General features: G+C 67.6%; 28 protein-coding genes. 2 read left to right on the top strand and 26 right to left on the bottom strand.

Annotated elements, in window-relative coordinates:
- Positions 1 to 200: 200 nt before the first annotated feature.
- The 22 genes from rplO to AB0L56_RS00775 all read right to left on the bottom strand — a co-directional run bounded on the left by rplO (position 201) and on the right by AB0L56_RS00775 (position 10,790).
- Positions 201 to 656, bottom strand: a complete 456-nt coding sequence (gene rplO / locus AB0L56_RS00880) for a 50S ribosomal protein L15 (protein WP_361036906.1) — start codon at positions 654 to 656, stop codon at positions 201 to 203.
- Positions 657 to 658: 2 nt separating this feature from the next.
- On the bottom strand, positions 659 to 841 hold the full coding sequence (gene rpmD / locus AB0L56_RS00875) for a 50S ribosomal protein L30 (protein ID WP_004927226.1): 183 nt from the start codon (positions 839 to 841) through the stop codon (positions 659 to 661).
- A gap of 3 nt (positions 842 to 844) precedes the next feature.
- A complete protein-coding gene (rpsE, locus tag AB0L56_RS00870) occupies positions 845 to 1,450 on the bottom strand; it encodes a 30S ribosomal protein S5 (RefSeq protein ID WP_004927232.1) in 606 nt (201 codons plus the stop codon).
- Between the two features lie 66 nt (positions 1,451 to 1,516).
- Positions 1,517 to 1,900, bottom strand: a complete 384-nt coding sequence (gene rplR, locus AB0L56_RS00865; RefSeq protein ID WP_365417474.1) for a 50S ribosomal protein L18 — start codon at positions 1,898 to 1,900, stop codon at positions 1,517 to 1,519.
- A 3-nt stretch (positions 1,901 to 1,903) separates the two neighbouring features.
- The gene (gene rplF, locus AB0L56_RS00860) at positions 1,904 to 2,443 is read right to left on the bottom strand and encodes a 50S ribosomal protein L6 (protein WP_361036901.1); all 540 of its coding nucleotides are present in this window, start codon (positions 2,441 to 2,443) and stop codon (positions 1,904 to 1,906) included.
- A gap of 24 nt (positions 2,444 to 2,467) precedes the next feature.
- Entirely contained in the window at positions 2,468 to 2,866 is a 399-nt protein-coding gene (gene rpsH, locus AB0L56_RS00855; RefSeq protein WP_004984520.1) for a 30S ribosomal protein S8, read from the bottom strand.
- A 214-nt stretch (positions 2,867 to 3,080) separates the two neighbouring features.
- Positions 3,081 to 3,266 carry a type Z 30S ribosomal protein S14 gene (locus tag AB0L56_RS00850; protein ID WP_003948630.1) on the bottom strand — a complete coding sequence of 62 codons (186 nt, stop codon included), beginning with the start codon at positions 3,264 to 3,266 and terminating at the stop codon, positions 3,081 to 3,083.
- 5 nt (positions 3,267 to 3,271) lie between these two features.
- Positions 3,272 to 3,829, bottom strand: a complete 558-nt coding sequence (gene rplE / locus AB0L56_RS00845) for a 50S ribosomal protein L5 (RefSeq protein ID WP_361036899.1) — start codon at positions 3,827 to 3,829, stop codon at positions 3,272 to 3,274.
- Positions 3,829 to 4,152 carry a 50S ribosomal protein L24 gene (gene rplX / locus AB0L56_RS00840; RefSeq protein WP_016434629.1) on the bottom strand — a complete coding sequence of 108 codons (324 nt, stop codon included), beginning with the start codon at positions 4,150 to 4,152 and terminating at the stop codon, positions 3,829 to 3,831. The genes rplE and rplX overlap by 1 nt, the downstream gene beginning before the upstream one ends.
- 2 nt (positions 4,153 to 4,154) lie before the next feature.
- On the bottom strand, positions 4,155 to 4,523 hold the full coding sequence (rplN, locus tag AB0L56_RS00835) for a 50S ribosomal protein L14 (RefSeq protein WP_003998823.1): 369 nt from the start codon (positions 4,521 to 4,523) through the stop codon (positions 4,155 to 4,157).
- A 128-nt stretch (positions 4,524 to 4,651) separates the two neighbouring features.
- Positions 4,652 to 4,939: a 30S ribosomal protein S17 gene (rpsQ, locus tag AB0L56_RS00830; protein ID WP_023587024.1), complete on the bottom strand. Its 288-nt coding sequence runs from the start codon at positions 4,937 to 4,939 to the stop codon at positions 4,652 to 4,654.
- Positions 4,939 to 5,163, bottom strand: coding sequence for a 50S ribosomal protein L29 (gene rpmC, locus AB0L56_RS00825; protein WP_007494763.1), 225 nt, complete (start codon positions 5,161 to 5,163; stop codon positions 4,939 to 4,941). The genes rpsQ and rpmC overlap by 1 nt, the downstream gene beginning before the upstream one ends.
- On the bottom strand, positions 5,163 to 5,582 hold the full coding sequence (rplP, locus tag AB0L56_RS00820) for a 50S ribosomal protein L16 (RefSeq protein WP_004984526.1): 420 nt from the start codon (positions 5,580 to 5,582) through the stop codon (positions 5,163 to 5,165). Before rplP ends, rpmC begins: the two co-directional genes overlap by 1 nt.
- A gap of 5 nt (positions 5,583 to 5,587) precedes the next feature.
- The gene (rpsC, locus tag AB0L56_RS00815; RefSeq protein ID WP_361036896.1) at positions 5,588 to 6,415 is read right to left on the bottom strand and encodes a 30S ribosomal protein S3; all 828 of its coding nucleotides are present in this window, start codon (positions 6,413 to 6,415) and stop codon (positions 5,588 to 5,590) included.
- A complete protein-coding gene (gene rplV / locus AB0L56_RS00810; protein ID WP_006130776.1) occupies positions 6,415 to 6,762 on the bottom strand; it encodes a 50S ribosomal protein L22 in 348 nt (115 codons plus the stop codon). The genes rpsC and rplV overlap by 1 nt, the downstream gene beginning before the upstream one ends.
- A 44-nt stretch (positions 6,763 to 6,806) precedes the next feature.
- Positions 6,807 to 7,088 (bottom strand): 30S ribosomal protein S19, encoded by a 282-nt coding sequence (gene rpsS, locus AB0L56_RS00805; protein ID WP_365417467.1) that lies wholly within the window; start codon positions 7,086 to 7,088, stop codon positions 6,807 to 6,809.
- 12 nt (positions 7,089 to 7,100) lie between these two features.
- Positions 7,101 to 7,937, bottom strand: coding sequence for a 50S ribosomal protein L2 (gene rplB, locus AB0L56_RS00800; protein ID WP_365417465.1), 837 nt, complete (start codon positions 7,935 to 7,937; stop codon positions 7,101 to 7,103).
- 38 nt (positions 7,938 to 7,975) lie between these two features.
- Positions 7,976 to 8,395, bottom strand: coding sequence for a 50S ribosomal protein L23 (gene rplW / locus AB0L56_RS00795; protein WP_190098386.1), 420 nt, complete (start codon positions 8,393 to 8,395; stop codon positions 7,976 to 7,978).
- Positions 8,395 to 9,054 carry a 50S ribosomal protein L4 gene (gene rplD, locus AB0L56_RS00790; RefSeq protein ID WP_361036890.1) on the bottom strand — a complete coding sequence of 220 codons (660 nt, stop codon included), beginning with the start codon at positions 9,052 to 9,054 and terminating at the stop codon, positions 8,395 to 8,397. The genes rplW and rplD overlap by 1 nt, the downstream gene beginning before the upstream one ends.
- Positions 9,055 to 9,062: 8 nt before the next feature.
- Positions 9,063 to 9,707: a 50S ribosomal protein L3 gene (rplC, locus tag AB0L56_RS00785; RefSeq protein ID WP_190166826.1), complete on the bottom strand. Its 645-nt coding sequence runs from the start codon at positions 9,705 to 9,707 to the stop codon at positions 9,063 to 9,065.
- A gap of 18 nt (positions 9,708 to 9,725) precedes the next feature.
- Positions 9,726 to 10,034 (bottom strand): 30S ribosomal protein S10, encoded by a 309-nt coding sequence (gene rpsJ, locus AB0L56_RS00780; RefSeq protein WP_003948644.1) that lies wholly within the window; start codon positions 10,032 to 10,034, stop codon positions 9,726 to 9,728.
- Between the two features lie 423 nt (positions 10,035 to 10,457).
- Positions 10,458 to 10,790, bottom strand: coding sequence for a cupin domain-containing protein (locus tag AB0L56_RS00775; protein ID WP_365417461.1), 333 nt, complete (start codon positions 10,788 to 10,790; stop codon positions 10,458 to 10,460).
- Positions 10,791 to 10,999: 209 nt separating this feature from the next.
- Between AB0L56_RS00775 and AB0L56_RS00770 the strand changes: the two genes are divergently transcribed.
- Together AB0L56_RS00770 and AB0L56_RS00765 are read left to right on the top strand one after the other, a co-directional pair.
- Positions 11,000 to 11,458 (top strand): DUF2071 domain-containing protein, encoded by a 459-nt coding sequence (locus AB0L56_RS00770; RefSeq protein ID WP_365417458.1) that lies wholly within the window; start codon positions 11,000 to 11,002, stop codon positions 11,456 to 11,458.
- On the top strand, positions 11,410 to 11,532 hold the full coding sequence (locus AB0L56_RS00765) for a hypothetical protein (protein ID WP_365418885.1): 123 nt from the start codon (positions 11,410 to 11,412) through the stop codon (positions 11,530 to 11,532). The genes AB0L56_RS00770 and AB0L56_RS00765 overlap by 49 nt, the downstream gene beginning before the upstream one ends.
- Before the next feature lie 78 nt (positions 11,533 to 11,610).
- Here the strand turns inward: AB0L56_RS00765 and gdhA are convergent, their stop codons facing one another.
- The 4 genes from gdhA to AB0L56_RS00745 all read right to left on the bottom strand — a co-directional run bounded on the left by gdhA (position 11,611) and on the right by AB0L56_RS00745 (position 14,685).
- Positions 11,611 to 12,969, bottom strand: coding sequence for an NADP-specific glutamate dehydrogenase (gene gdhA, locus AB0L56_RS00760; protein ID WP_361031339.1), 1,359 nt, complete (start codon positions 12,967 to 12,969; stop codon positions 11,611 to 11,613).
- Between the two features lie 293 nt (positions 12,970 to 13,262).
- Entirely contained in the window at positions 13,263 to 13,478 is a 216-nt protein-coding gene (locus tag AB0L56_RS00755; protein ID WP_365417454.1) for a hypothetical protein, read from the bottom strand.
- Complete coding sequence (locus tag AB0L56_RS00750) at positions 13,478 to 13,768, bottom strand: hypothetical protein (RefSeq protein ID WP_365417451.1); 291 nt, start codon at positions 13,766 to 13,768, stop codon at positions 13,478 to 13,480. The genes AB0L56_RS00755 and AB0L56_RS00750 overlap by 1 nt, the downstream gene beginning before the upstream one ends.
- Positions 13,768 to 14,685, bottom strand: coding sequence for a hypothetical protein (locus tag AB0L56_RS00745; protein WP_365417448.1), 918 nt, complete (start codon positions 14,683 to 14,685; stop codon positions 13,768 to 13,770). Before AB0L56_RS00745 ends, AB0L56_RS00750 begins: the two co-directional genes overlap by 1 nt.
- Positions 14,686 to 14,695: the final 10 nt, after the last annotated feature.

Raw genomic sequence — 14,695 nt, 5'->3', positions numbered from 1 at the left:
GTCTTGAGATTCCGACTAAGGACGAATACGTAACGGTCAACTGCCGCCCTGAGTGCCCGCCAGGGGCCCCCGAGGTCAATGGGCAGCGCAGGCCACCTTACCGGCGACCATGCCGCCCTAGGAACGACCAACCGGGGATACCCCAAATGTGGAGTATCCCCGGTCGGGATCGCTCTACGTCATCAAGACACCTGAAGTGATCAGACGAGCTCGGTGACGGTACCGCCGGCGGCGGTGATCTTCTCCTTGGCGGAGCCGGAGACGGCGTCGACCGTCACCTGCAGCGCCACGGAGATCTCGCCCTGGCCGAGGACCTTGACGAGGCTGTTCTTGCGCACGGCACCCTTGGCGACCAGGTCCGCGACCGTGACCTCCCCGCCCTCGGGGTAGAGGGAGGCGAGCTTGTCCAGGTTGACGACCTGGAACTCGGTCTTGAACGGGTTCTTGAAGCCCTTCAGCTTCGGGAGACGCATGTGGAGCGGCATCTGGCCACCCTCGAAGCTCTCCGGAACCTGGTAGCGGGCCTTGGTGCCCTTCGTACCACGACCGGCCGTCTTACCCTTCGACGCCTCACCACGACCGACACGGGTCTTGGCGGTCTTGGCGCCGGGGGCGGGACGGAGGTTGTGGATCTTGAGCGGGTTCTGCTCCGCCATGATCAGTCGACCTCCTCGACCGTCACGAGGTGGCGGACGGTGTGCACCATGCCGCGGAACTCGGGACGGTCCTCCTTGACGACCTGCGTGTTGATCCCCTTGAGACCAAGGGAGCGCAGGGTGTCACGGTGGTTCTGCTTGCTGCCGATGTAGGACTTGACCTGCGTAATCCTGAGCTGCGCCATGATTTACGCACCCGCCCCGGCACGCGCACGGAGAAGAGCCGCGGGAGCGACGTCCTCGAGCGGCAGACCACGGCGGGCCGCGATCTCCTCGGGACGCTGCAGGCCCTTGAGGGCCTCCACGGTCGCGTGCACGATGTTGATCTGGTTGTCGGAGCCGAGCGACTTCGACAGCACGTCGTGGATACCGGCGCACTCGAGCACGGCGCGCACCGGACCACCGGCGATCACACCGGTACCCGGGGACGCGGGCTTGAGCAGCACGACGCCGGCAGCCTTCTCACCCTGGATCGGGTGCGGGATGGTGCCCTGGATGCGGGGGACCTTGAAGAAGTGCTTCTTGGCCTCCTCGACGCCCTTGGCGATGGCGGCCGGCACCTCCTTGGCCTTGCCGTATCCGACACCCACGGTGCCGTCACCGTCGCCCACCACGACCAGCGCGGTGAAGCTGAAGCGACGACCACCCTTCACAACCTTGGCGACACGGTTGATCGCGACAACGCGCTCAACGTATGCGGTCTTCTCGGCGGCAGCTGCGCCGCCGTCACGGCCCTTCCGGTCCCGCCGCTCGCCGCCACCGGCACCGCCACCGCGGCGCTGGGGTCCAGCCATTGGAATTACCTCTCTCTGTTTCCGCTAGCTACACGACAGCGATGAGTCGCTGCCGCGACGGGCGGCTTAGAACTTCAGCCCGGCTTCGCGGGCGGCGTCCGCCAGGGCGGCGATGCGCCCGGCGTACTGATTGCCACCACGGTCGAACACGACGGCCTCGATACCGGCGGCCTTGGCGCGCTCGGCGACCAGGGCGCCGACCTGCTTGGCCTGCGCGGACTTGTCGCCTTCGCCACCGCGGACGGACGCGTCCAGGGTGGACGCCGACGCCAGGGTGTGCCCCTTCAGGTCGTCGATCACCTGCGCCACGATGTGGCGGTTGGAACGAGTCACGACCAGGCGAGGACGCTCGGCGGTACCGGCGACCTTCTTGCGGATCCGGATGTGACGACGCTTGATAGCAGCACGCTTGTAGGCGTCGCCCTTGAGGATCTTCTGCCCGTATGCCATGGCTTACTTACCCGCCTTTCCGACCTTGCGGCGGATGACTTCGCCCTCGTACTTGACGCCCTTGGCCTTGTACGGGTCGGGCTTGCGCAGCTTGCGGATGTTGGCCGCAACCTCGCCGACCTTCTGCTTGTCGATGCCCTCGACCGAGAAACGGGTGGGGGCCTCCACCTTGAAGGTGATGCCCTCGGGGGCCTCAACCGTGATCGGGTGGCTGTAGCCGAGGGAGAACTCAAGGTTCGAACCCTTGGCGACAACGCGGTAACCGACACCGCTGATCTCGAGCTTCTTCACGTAACCTTCGGTCACGCCGGTGATCATGTTCGCCACCAGCGTGCGGGACAGGCCGTGCAGAGCCCTGTTCTGACGCTCGTCGTTGGGGCGGGTGACGTTCAGCACGCCGTCCTCACCCTTGGCGATCTCGATCGGCGCCACGACGGTGTGGGTCAGCGTGCCCTTGGGGCCCTTGACCGACACCGTACGGCCGTCGATGGTGACGTCCACGCCGGCGGGAACCGCGATGGGGAGCTTGCCGATGCGCGACATAGCTGTTTCCTCCGTTCCCTTCCGCTACCAGACGTAGGCGAGGACTTCCCCACCCACGCCCTTCTTGCCGGCCTGCTTGTCGGTGAGGAGCCCGTGCGACGTGGAGATGATCGCCACGCCGAGGCCGCCCAGCACCTTCGGCAGGTTGGTGGACTTCGCGTACACCCGGAGACCGGGCTTGGAGATCCGCTTGATGCCCGCGATGGAGCGCTCACGGTTGGGGCCGAACTTCAGCTCCAGGACGAGGTTCTTGCCGACCTCGGCGTCCTCGACCTTCCAGCCCGTGATGAAGCCCTCCTGCTGGAGGATCTCCGCGATGTGCGACTTGATCTTCGAGTGCGGCATCGCCACGGAGTCGTGGTACGCCGAGTTCGCGTTCCGCAGACGCGTAAGCATGTCTGCGATCGGATCAGTCATGGTCATGAATTGGCCTTCGGCCTCTCTCGCCGGGGTTTCCTGGTGCGCCATCCCTCTCCCCGATCCGAGACGGGACGGGTGCGGCGCGGTGGACCTACGGCGTAGTAAGTCGTCTGGGGCGCGGCAGGCGCCCAACCCCACAAGCCTAAGCCATGCGGAGCGGGGCCCCTGCCGGTTCCCTTTGCTTACCGAGAGCCCTGGGAGTCCGGAATTGCCGGGACTACCAGGAGCTCTTGGTCACGCCCGGCAGCTCGCCACGGTGAGCCATCTCACGAAGGCACACGCGGCACAGGCCGAACTTGCGGTACACGGAGTGCGGACGACCGCAGCGCTGGCAGCGGGTGTAGCCGCGCACTCCGAACTTGGGCTTGCGAGCAGCCTTCGCGATGAGAGCCTTCTTCGCCATCTCGCTCACGCCTCCTTGAACGGGAAGCCGAGGTGACGGAGAAGGGCGCGGCCCTCTTCGTCATTGGTCGCCGTGGTGACCACGGTGATGTCCATACCCCGGACACGGTCGATCTTGTCCTGGTCGATCTCGTGGAACATGACCTGCTCCGTGAGACCGAAGGTGTAGTTGCCACGGCCGTCGAACTGCTTGGGGGACAGACCGCGGAAGTCGCGGATGCGCGGCAGCGCGAGCGACAGGGTGCGGTCCAGGAACTCCCACATGCGGTCGCCACGGAGCGTGACGTGGGCACCGATCGGCTGACCCTCACGCAGCTTGAACTGCGCGATGGACTTGCGGGCCTTGGTGACGGCCGGCTTCTGACCGGTGATCGTGGTGAGGTCGCGGATGGCGCCCTCGATCAGCTTGGAGTCGCGGGCGGCGTCGCCCACACCCATGTTGACCACGATCTTGACGAGGCCGGGAACCTGCATGACGTTCTCGTAGGAGAACTGCTCGCGCAGCTTGCCCGCGATCTCCTCGCGGTACTTCGTCTTCAGACGCGGAGTGATGGTGGTCGTCATCAGATGTCCTCACCCGTCCGCTTGGCAACGCGGATCTTGTTGCCTTCGTCGTCGAAGCGGTAACCGACGCGCGTGACGACCTTCTTGCCGTCCTTCTCCACGACCAGCTGGACGTTGGAGACGTGGATCGGGGCCTCGGTGGTCACGATGCCGCCGGCCTGCGAACCGCGAGCGGTCGGACCGGCCTTGGTGTGCTTCTTGACCCGGTTGACACCCTCGACCAGGACACGCTCGTCGCGCGGGTAAGCGGCAATGACCTTGCCCTGCTTGCCCTTGTCCTTGCCGGTGATGACCTGGACCAGGTCGCCCTTCTTGATCTTCATGCTCACAGCACCTCCGGCGCGAGGGAGATGATCTTCATGAACTTCTTCTCGCGCAGCTCACGGCCGACGGGGCCGAAGATACGGGTGCCACGAGGGTCGCCGTCGTTCTTCAGAATGACGGCGGCGTTCTCGTCGAAGCGGATGTACGAGCCGTCCGGACGGCGGCGCTCCTTGACGGTGCGAACGATGACCGCCTTGACGACGTCACCCTTCTTCACGTTGCCACCGGGGATCGCGTCCTTGACGGTGGCGACGATGACGTCACCGATGCCCGCGTAGCGGCGACCGGAGCCACCGAGCACACGGATGCAAAGGATCTCCTTCGCACCAGTGTTGTCGGCGACACGCAGTCGCGACTCCTGCTGGATCACGTCTATCTCCTGTTTGTCTGCCGGTTCCCCGGGGGCCGATCACGATCGGCCCCCGGAGCCTGGCGGAACTGTCCTGCGGGGGATGCCCCGCAGGAACGTACTGTTTGGAATTCCCTTGCGGGAATTACCTACTTGGCCTTCTCGAGGATCTCGACGATGCGCCAGTGCTTCGTCGCCGACAGCGGCCGGGTCTCCATCAGGAGGACGCGGTCACCGACGCCGGCAGCGTTCTGCTCGTCGTGGGCCTTGAGCTTGCTCGTGCTGCGGATGACCTTGCCGTACAGCGCGTGCTTCTTGCGGTCCTCGACGGCGACGACGACGGTCTTGTCCATCTTGTCGCTGACGACGATGCCCTCACGCGTCTTGCGGAAGCCACGGGCCTCAGTGTTCGTCTCAGTCACGTTGTTCTCGCTCATCAGGCGTTCTCCACCGTTTCGATGCCCAGCTCACGCTCGCGCATCAGGGTGTAGATCCGCGCGATGTCCTTGCGGACCGCCTTCAGACGGCCATGGTTCTCGAGCTGTCCCGTCGCCGCCTGGAAGCGGAGGTTGAACAGCTCTTCCTTGGCCTCGCGAAGCTTCGCAAGAAGCTCCTCGTTGCCCAGCTCGCGCAGCTCGGACGCCTTGGTACCGGCCGACATCACGCTTCACCTGCCTCGCGCTTGACGATCTTGCACTTCATCGGCAGCTTGTGAGCCGCACGGGTCAGGGCCTCGCGCGCGATCTTCTCGTTGGGGTACGACAGCTCGAACATCACGCGTCCGGGCTTGACGTTGGCCACCCACCACTCCGGGGAGCCCTTACCGGAACCCATGCGGGTCTCGGCCGGCTTCTTGGTGAGGGGGCGGTCCGGGTAAATGTTGATCCAGACCTTGCCGCCACGCTTGATGTGACGGGTCATCGCGATACGAGCCGCCTCGATCTGGCGGTTCGTCACGTACGCCGGGGTCAGCGCCTGGATACCGTACTCGCCGAACGCAACCTGCGTGCCACCCTTCGACATGCCGTTGCGCTTGGGGTGGTGCTGCTTGCGGTGCTTGACCCTACGGGGGATCAGCATGTCGGTCAGGCCTCCGTTCCGGTGCTCTCAGCCGGAGCGGGCGCCGGAGCCTCGGCCTTGGGGGCCTCGGCAGCGGGAGCCTGCTGCGGCTTGCGACCGCGACCGCCACGCTCGCCACCGCGGCCACCACGGGCCGGGCGGTCAGCGCCACCACGGGCCGGGCGGTTGCCGGCGCGGGCAGCGGCGTTCTCGGCGCGGACCTCGGCGATGTTCTTGACGTCGCCCTTGTAGATCCAGACCTTCACACCGATGCGGCCGAAGGTCGTCTTGGCCTCGAAGAAGCCGTAGTCCACGTTCGCGCGGAGCGTGTGCAGGGGCACACGGCCCTCGCGGTAGAACTCCGAGCGGGACATCTCGGCGCCGCCGAGGCGGCCACCGCACTGGATCTTGATGCCCTTGGCGCCCGCCTTCATCGCCGACTGCATGCTCTTGCGCATGGCGCGGCGGAAGGAGACGCGGGAGGAGAGCTGCTCGGCGACGGCCTGGGCGACCAGCTGAGCATCGGTCTCGGGGTTCTTGACCTCGAGGATGTTCAGCTGGACCTGCTTGCCGGTGAGCTTCTCGAGGTCGCCGCGGATGCGGTCGGCCTCGGCACCACGGCGGCCGATGACGATGCCCGGACGAGCGGTGTGGATGTCCACACGCACGCGGTCACGGGTGCGCTCGATCTCGACCTTGGAGATGCCGGCGCGCTCCATGCCGGACGTCATCATCCGGCGGATGGCGACGTCTTCCTTGACGTAGTCCTTGTACAGCTTGTCGGCGTACCAACGCGACTTGAAGTCGGTCGTGACACCGAGCCGGAACCCGTGCGGGTTTACCTTCTGGCCCATTACCGGGTTCCTTCCTTGCTGCTGACGACCACGGTGATGTGGCTGGTCCGCTTGCGGATCCGGTAGGCACGGCCCTGGGCACGCGGACGGAACCGCTTCAGGGTCGGGCCCTCGTCGACGTAGGCCTCGGAAATGAAGAGGCTGTCGACATCGGTGTGGTCGTAGTTGTGCGCGGCATTGGCGATGGCGCTGTCCAGCACCTTGCCGACCGGCACGCTCGCGGCCTGCGGGGCGAAACGCAGGACCGCCTGAGCCTCCGTGGCGTCCATGCCACGGATGAGGTCCACCACGCGGCGGGCCTTCATGGGCGTGACGCGGATGTACCGCGCCTGGGCCCTGGCTTCCATGGTTGTCCCTTCAGTGTCTGTCATGGTCGATTGCACCCCGCCGACTAGCGGCGCTTCGACTTCCGGTCGTCCTTGACGTGGCCCCGGAAGGTGCGGGTCGGCGAGAACTCGCCGAGCTTGTGGCCGACCATCGACTCGGTGACAAACACCGGAATGTGGGTCTTGCCGTTGTGCACCGCGATCGTGTGGCCGAGCATCGCCGGGACGATCATCGAGCGGCGGGACCAGGTCTTGATGACGTTCTTGGTACCGGCTTCGTTCTGGACTTCCACCTTCTTCATCAGGTGGTCGTCGACGAAGGGTCCCTTCTTCAAGCTACGAGGCATCTCAACCCGTCCTTAGCGCTTCTTGTTCGTCTTGCGGCGGCGGACGATGTACTTGTTCGACGCCTTCTTGGGCGAACGAGTACGGCCTTCCTTCTTGCCCCACGGGGACACAGGGTGGCGGCCACCGGAGGTACGGCCCTCACCACCACCGTGCGGGTGGTCAACCGGGTTCATGACGACACCACGGACGGTCGGGCGGACGCCCAGCCACCGCTTGCGGCCTGCCTTGCCCCAGTTGATGTTGCTCTGCTCGGCGTTGCCGACCTCGCCCACAGTGGCGCGGCAGCGGACGTCGACCAGGCGGATCTCGCCGGACGGCATGCGCAGGTGGGCCATCTGGCCCTCCTTCGCGAGCAGCTGCACCGAGGCGCCGGCGGAGCGGGCGAACTTGGCGCCGCCGCCGGGACGCAGCTCGATGGCGTGCAGCGTCGTACCGACCGGGATGTTACGCAGGGCAAGGTTGTTGCCCGGCTTGATGTCGGCCCCGGGACCGTTCTCCACGCGGTCGCCCTGGTTCAGGCCACGCGGCGCGAGGATGTAACGCTTCTCGCCGTCCACGTAGTGCAGGAGCGCGATGCGCGCGGTGCGGTTGGGGTCGTACTCGATGTGCGCGACCTTCGCCGGCACGCCGTCCTTGTCGTGACGACGGAAGTCGATCACTCGGTAGGCGCGCTTGTGGCCACCGCCCTGGTGGCGGACGGTCACACGACCGGAATTGTTACGGCCGCCCTTGCTGTGCAGGGGACGGACCAGCGACTTCTCCGGCGTGGACCGCGTGACCTCGACGAAGTCGGCGACGCTGGAGCCACGACGGCCCGGAGTCGTCGGCTTGTACTTGCGGATACCCATTTCTCAGTCCTCGTCCGATATCGAACGATCCTGACCGCTTACGCGGTCGGACCGCCGAAGATGTCGATACGGTCGCCCTCGGCGAGGGTCACGATCGCGCGCTTGGTCGCCGCACGCTGGCCGAAGCCGGTGCGGGTCCGCTTGCGCTTGCCGATGCGGTTGATCGTGTTGACCCCGGTGACCTTGACCTCGAAGACCGCCTGGACGGCCTGCTTGATCTGGGTCTTGTTCGCGTTGGGGTCGACGAGGAACGTGTACTTGTTCTCGTCGATCAGCGCGTAGCTCTTCTCCGACACGACCGGCTTCAGCAGGACGTCACGGGGGTCCGTGTACGCCTTGCTCGCCGGGGTGACGACGGTGTTCTTGCCCTCGGCGGCGTGACGGCGCGCCTTGGCGACGCGCGCAGCCTTGGCCGCCTTGGCGGCCTTCGAGGCGATCGAGGGGTGACGGGCAGCCATCAGACCTCGCTCCCTTCGTTGTCGTTGGCCTTGTTCGGGCCGGCGACGAAGGACTCGAAAGCGGCCTTGGTGAAGACCACATCGTCCGAGACGAGCACGTCGTACGTGTTCAGCTGGCCCGGCTCCAGGATGTGGACCTGGGGCAGGTTGCGGGCGGACAGCCACGCGGCCTCGTCGGCGCGGTCGACGACCAGGAGCAGGTTCTTGCGCTCCGAGATCTTGCCGAACAGCGTCTTGGCGGCCTTCGTGGAGGGCGTCTCACCCTCGATCACGCCGGTGACGACGTGAATGCGGTTGTGGCGGGCCCGGTCGGTGAGGGCGTGGCGCAGGGCCGCGGCCTTCATCTTCTTCGGGGTCCGCTGCGAGTAGTCACGCGGCTGCGGGCCGTGGACGATGCCACCGCCGGCGAACTGCGGAGCGCGGGTCGAGCCCTGACGGGCGCGGCCGGTGCCCTTCTGGCGGTACGGCTTGCGGCCACCACCACGGACTTCACCGCGGGTCTTGGTCTTGTGGGTGCCCTGGCGGGCAGCGGCCAGCTGCGCGACGACGACCTGGTGGATCAGCGGGATGCTGACCTTCTCGACGTCGAAGATCTCCGCGGGGAGTTCGACGGTACCGGCCTTGTCGCCCGCCGGCGAAAGGATGTCAACAGTGCTCATCGGTTACCTCAGGCCCCCTTGGCCGCGGTGCGGACCAGGACGAGGCCGCCGTTCGGACCGGGAACCGCGCCCTTGATGAGCAGCAGACCCTTCTCCGCGTCAACGGCGTGGACGGTCAGGTTCTGGGTGGTGACCCGCTCGTTGCCCATGCGGCCCGCCATGCGGAGGCCCTTGAACACACGGCCCGGGGTGGCGCAGCCACCGATGGAACCGGGCGAGCGGTGCTTGCGCTGGGTACCGTGTCCGGCGCCGAGACCACGGAAGTTGTGGCGCTTCATGACACCGGCGAAGCCCTTGCCCTTGCTCTTGCCGGTCACGTCGACCTTGACACCGGCCTCGAACACCTCGGCGGTGACTTCCTGGCCCAGCGTGTACTCGGAGGCGTCCGACGTGCGGATCTCGACGAGGTGACGACGGGGGGTGACGTCGGCCTTGGCGAAGTGGCCCTTGAGGGGCTTGTTCACCTTGCGCGGGTCGATCTCGCCGAAGGCGATCTGGACCGACTCGTAGCCGTCGACGTCGTTCGTACGGACCTGGGTGACGACGTTGGGGCCGGCCTTGACGACGGTGACCGGAACAACACGGTTGTTCTCGTCCCACACCTGCGTCATGCCGAGCTTCTCGCCCAGGATGCCCTTGATCTGCTTAGCCATCTCTTCAGATCACCGGCCTCAGAGCTTGATCTCGATGTCGACACCGGCCGGGAGGTCGAGTCGCATCAGAGAGTCAACGGTCTTGGGGGTCGGGTCGAGGATGTCGATCAGGCGCTTGTGCGTGCGCATCTCGAAGTGCTCGCGCGAGTCCTTGTACTTGTGCGGCGACTTGATGACGCAGTACACGTTCTTCTCAGTGGGCAGCGGCACCGGGCCCGCGACCGACGCACCAGTGCGGGTCACCGTCTCGACGATCTTCTTCGCCGAGGAGTCGATGACCTCGTGGTCGTAGGCCTTGAGCCGGATGCGGATCTTCTGTCCCGCCATGGCTACTTCGTAGTCCTGTCTCTCTTACGCTCTGGACCCGGCAGGGGTCCCTCTCGTTCCGACCCACGCGGTCGGGCGTGTCGCACTCCCGCTGACACAGATGTCCCTTGTTCGAACATCCCTGCGGGATTGACACGGCCCTACCAGAACCGCGGACCGGGGGCGAAAGGCCCACCGGGTGCCTGGCCGGCGCCGCACATACGCTTCCCGGAAGATTCCCGTACGTCCGCCCCTGCACCTTGCGGTGCCATGCATGGGACGACGAGTACTGTGGGACTCGCTTCCGGTCCTCCCGGCGGGAGGCGCGCAGCATCAACGCTCGACCGAGCAACTCCGACAGTCTGCCATAACGGGCGGGGGCCTGGCCAATCGGGCGGAAGAGATTACCCCGAGAGTGACCTGGATCAAACAGGGCGGCGCCGGTCAGGCGGGTGTGGCGACCGTGAGGATCACCGCCGCGTCCTCCAGGGCCTGCAGCCCGTGGCGGGCCGGAGGGATGGCGATGAGATCGCCGGTGCGCCCCTCCCAGTGGGCATCGCCGCTGGTCAGGCGCACGCGACCGCGCAGAACCAGCAGGGTGGCCTCGCCGGGACTGTCGTGCTCGGCGAGGCTCGTACCGGCGGTCAGCGCGAGCAGCGTCTGACGCAGGGTGTGTTCGTGCCCGCCGTACACGGTGGTGGCGCTACGGCCGTTGGCCGCGGCGGCGGCACGGTCCAGGTGCTCACGGGCCAGGGCGTCAAGGGAGCGCTTCTGCATGCCCCCAACCCTTCCCGCCCGGGCGGTGGGCCCACCAGGGCCATGTGGGGCACATCGCACGCGGTCCTCCGTGATACCGGCGCAGCGCCGTCGACGCCGCTGCCACCGTCCCCGGAGCCGATCACGCGCCCGCTGCTCACCCACCGTGCCCCGCACGCTGGACGGGTCACCTACGTCGGTCTCGCGGCGTTCCGCATACACCGGGCGGGGTGACTGCGCCTCCCGGGGATTCCCTACCTCGGGACCTCCCGGAGACCACCGTCCACCTCTGCTGCGTGGACAGCCACGGGCGGCGCGGGGTCGCGTCCCTCTCCCTGAACGCGCCCAGACTGATCCCCGGTGGCGGTCGGGCGCCTGGGGTTCGGGATGCCGTACGTCTGGTCCCGGATGAGCGTCGGCCATCCCGACGGCGCCACCGTCGGATACACCGGCTCCCGACGGTGGCCCGGGCCGGGCGGCGGGGGCGGCCGGCTCATCGTGCGCCGCGCGGGCCGATCGGGGAGCCAACCGAGCTGGAGCACTTCCTCACCGCGCGCTGGGGCATGCACGGCGTCTTCTTCGGCCGGCCGGCGTACCTGCCCAACCCGCATCCGCGCTGGCCGCTGCACCGGGGGAGTCGGTGGAGTGCGAGGGGGACCTGGTCACCGCGGTCGCCGGGGAGCCGGTGAGCGTGCTGTACTCACCGGGCGTCCCCGCCCGTTTCGTACGGTCGGCCCGTCCGGTCGGCCTGCCCACGCCGTGACGGCGTGAAGGGGCAGGTCCGCGCCGGACGAGGCCCTGCTTCGGCGTCACCTCCGGACGCCGGGCGGACGTGGCTGCGTCAGATGACGCCCTGCGCGAGCATCGCGTCCGCCACTCGCTCGAAGCCGGCGATGTTCGCGCCGGTGACGTAGTCGCCGGGGGCGCCGTAGCGCTCGGCGGTCTCGGCGCAGGTGGTGTGGATGTCGGTCATGATGCGCGCCAGCTCCTGCTCGACCTGGTCGGCCTTCCAGGAGGTGCGCGAGGCGTTCTGCGTCATCTCCAGCGCGCTGACCGCGACACCGCCCGCGTTGGCGGCCTTGCCGGGGCCGAAGGCGACGCCGGCCCGCTGGAGCAGGTCGACGGCCTCGGGCGTGGTCGGCATGTTCGCGCCCTCGGAGACCGCCTTGACGCCGTTGCGGATCAGGGCGGCGGCGTCGTCCGCGGTCAGCTCGTTCTGCGTGGCCGACGGCAGGGCGACGTCCGCGGGGACCTCCCACACCCGCCCGCCGGGCACGAACCGCGCGGAGGCTCCACGGCGCTCGGCGTACGTGCTCACGCGGCCGCGCTCGACCTCCTTGATCTGGCGCAGCAGCTCCAGGTCGATGCCCTTCTCGTCGACGACGTAGCCGCCGGAGTCGGAGCAGGTCACGGGGTTGGCGCCGAGGGCGGCCAGCTTCTGGATGGTGTAGATCGCCACGTTGCCGGAGCCGGAGACGACGGCGGTCTGCCCCTCCAGGTCCTCGCCGCGGGCGCGCAGCATGGCCTCCGCGAACAGCACGTTGCCGTATCCGGTCGCCTCCGGGCGGATCAGCGAGCCGCCCCAGCCGGCGCTCTTGCCGGTCAGCACGCCGCCCTCCCAGCGGTTGGTGATCCGCCGGTACTGGCCGAACAGGTAGCCGATCTCGCGGGCGCCGACACCGATGTCGCCGGCCGGGATGTCGGTGTACTCACCGATGTGCCGGTACAGCTCGGTCATGAAGGACTGGCAGAAGCGCATGACTTCGGCGTCGCTGCGGCCCTGCGGGTCGAAGTCGCTGCCGCCCTTGCCGCCGCCGATGCCGAGCCCGGTCAGTGCGTTCTTGAAGATCTGCTCAAAGCCCAGGAACTTGATGATCCCGAGGTTGACCGACGGGTGGAAGCGCAGACCGCCCTTGTACGGGCCGAGGGCGCTGTTGAACTCGATCCGGAAGCCCCGGTTGACCTGGGTCCGGCCGTTGTCGTCCTGCCACGGCACCCGGAAGATGATCTGCCGCTCCGGCTCGACGAGCCGCTCGATGAGCCCGGGCTCGGCGTACTCGGGCCGGGCCGCGAGCACCGGGGCGAGCGTGTCCAGCACCTCGCGCGCGGCCTGGTGGAACTCGGGCTCCGCGGGGTTGCGGCGCTCGACCTCGGCGCGCAGCTGGTCGAGGGAGGTCTTGGGGTCGGGTCGTGAAGTCACGGAGTCCCTTTCTGGCACGGCTGACACCGGTAGCAGCACCGGTGATGAGCGCTCGGCGCCGTTGCCGCGCGCGGGACAGTGGCCGCCCCGGATGTACTCGACAGGACGGCCGACCCTTCCAGTGTTACTCCTGCGTTAACGCAAAACCAAGGGCCAAGCGCAATCGTCCGCTATCTGGACAACACGCACGGACTACGGATGCCCCGCCCGACACCGACGGAACCGGCCCCGGCTGCGCTGTGACAGCGCAGCCGGGGCCGGTTGTCGTCATGGCAGGCCCGTCGGGAGCAGGCTCAGTCCGCCGCGAACACCTCCGCCATCGACTCGGCAGTCAGCGCCCGCGTCAACCAATGCCCCAGCACATCCGGATCGCCACATCCGACGATGCGCTCACGGTCCCCTTCGGTCGCCTCGAGACCCCGATGACTGAGCAGACGCAGAATGCTCTCCGCCCGGCCCTCCGCGCGAAGCTGCTGGGCGGTCTGGGACTGGAAGAACGAGAGGTCCATCAGGCCCCGGCCTGTCCATCGGCCGCGAAGACCTCCGCCACCGACTCGGCAGTCAGCGCCCGCGTCAACCAATGCCCCAGCACATCCGGATCGCCACATCCGACGATGCGCTCACGGTCCCCTTCGGTCGCCTCGAGACCCCGATGACTGAGCAGATGCAGAATGGCCTTCGCCAGGCCCTTCGCCCGGCCCTCCGCCAGGCCCTTCGCCCGGCCCTCCGCCCGGCCCTCCGCCCGGCCCTCCGCGCGAAGTTGCTGGGCGGTCTGGGACTGGAAGAACGAGAGGTCCATCAGGCCCCGGCCTGTCCATCGGCCGCGAAGACCTCCGCCACCGACTCGGCAGTCAGCGCCCGCGTCAACCAATGCCCCAGCACATCCGGATCGCCACATCCGACGATGCGCTCACGGTCCCTTTCGGTCACTTCGACACCCCGATGACTGAGCAGACGCAGAATGGCCTTCGCCATACCCTCCGCCACGCCCTTCTCGTGGCCCTCCGCCCTGCCCTCCGCGCGAAGTTGCTGGGCGGTCTGGGACTGGAAGAACGAGAGGTCTACGGCCATGAGATGCCTCCAGAGATCCGCGGCCGGCGTCTTGCCGAGCCCTTGTTCCGTGAGTTCGATGAAGAAGACTGCGGTGTTCTCGTCGTCGGCCGACAGGCCCTTGAGTGCCTTTGCCAGTGCGGCCAGTATGGCATCGGCCTCCGGGTCACGGCTGTGCAGCGCAGCCGAGAGCACCGTGAGCGGGATGTCGCGTGCGGCCTCGTCGGGGCTGTCGATCACCGGTACGTCGTCGGGCCCCAGGACCAGGGGGCGCAGGCTGAGCGAGGGCCACTGCCGGGGGCCGATGTCGAACTGCCGTGCCGCCCACGCGGCCGTACCCCGGTCGGGGCAGACGACGAGGAGAACCGGCGGGATGCCGTACTTGGCGTACGCGTACGAGAGGTAGTACGCCCAACTCGCGGGCTTGCGCGGTTCCGGCTTGCTCTGTGACTCGACCGCCAGGAGGAAACTGCCGTCCTCGGTCTCCATCTTCAGCAGCGTGTCCACCCGGCGCTCCAGCGGCCGGGTTTCCGTGAGGTCGGTGGAGAGCTCGACGGAGGAGACGGGTGGGGGGAATGCGGCGCCGAGGTTTCTGGCGACGCGGGCGAAGAGGCCCGGGACCTCCTGGAAGATCCGGTGCAGGGCCTCATGGGATGAGCTGACCATGCGGCGAACA

Origin of the sequence: Streptomyces sp. NPDC052079, from assembly GCF_040680275.1 — a bacterium.
GTDB lineage: Bacteria > Actinomycetota > Actinomycetes > Streptomycetales > Streptomycetaceae > Streptomyces.
The sequence above is the reverse complement of the archived record's forward strand: the minus strand, read 5'-3'. Positions and strand labels throughout refer to the sequence as shown.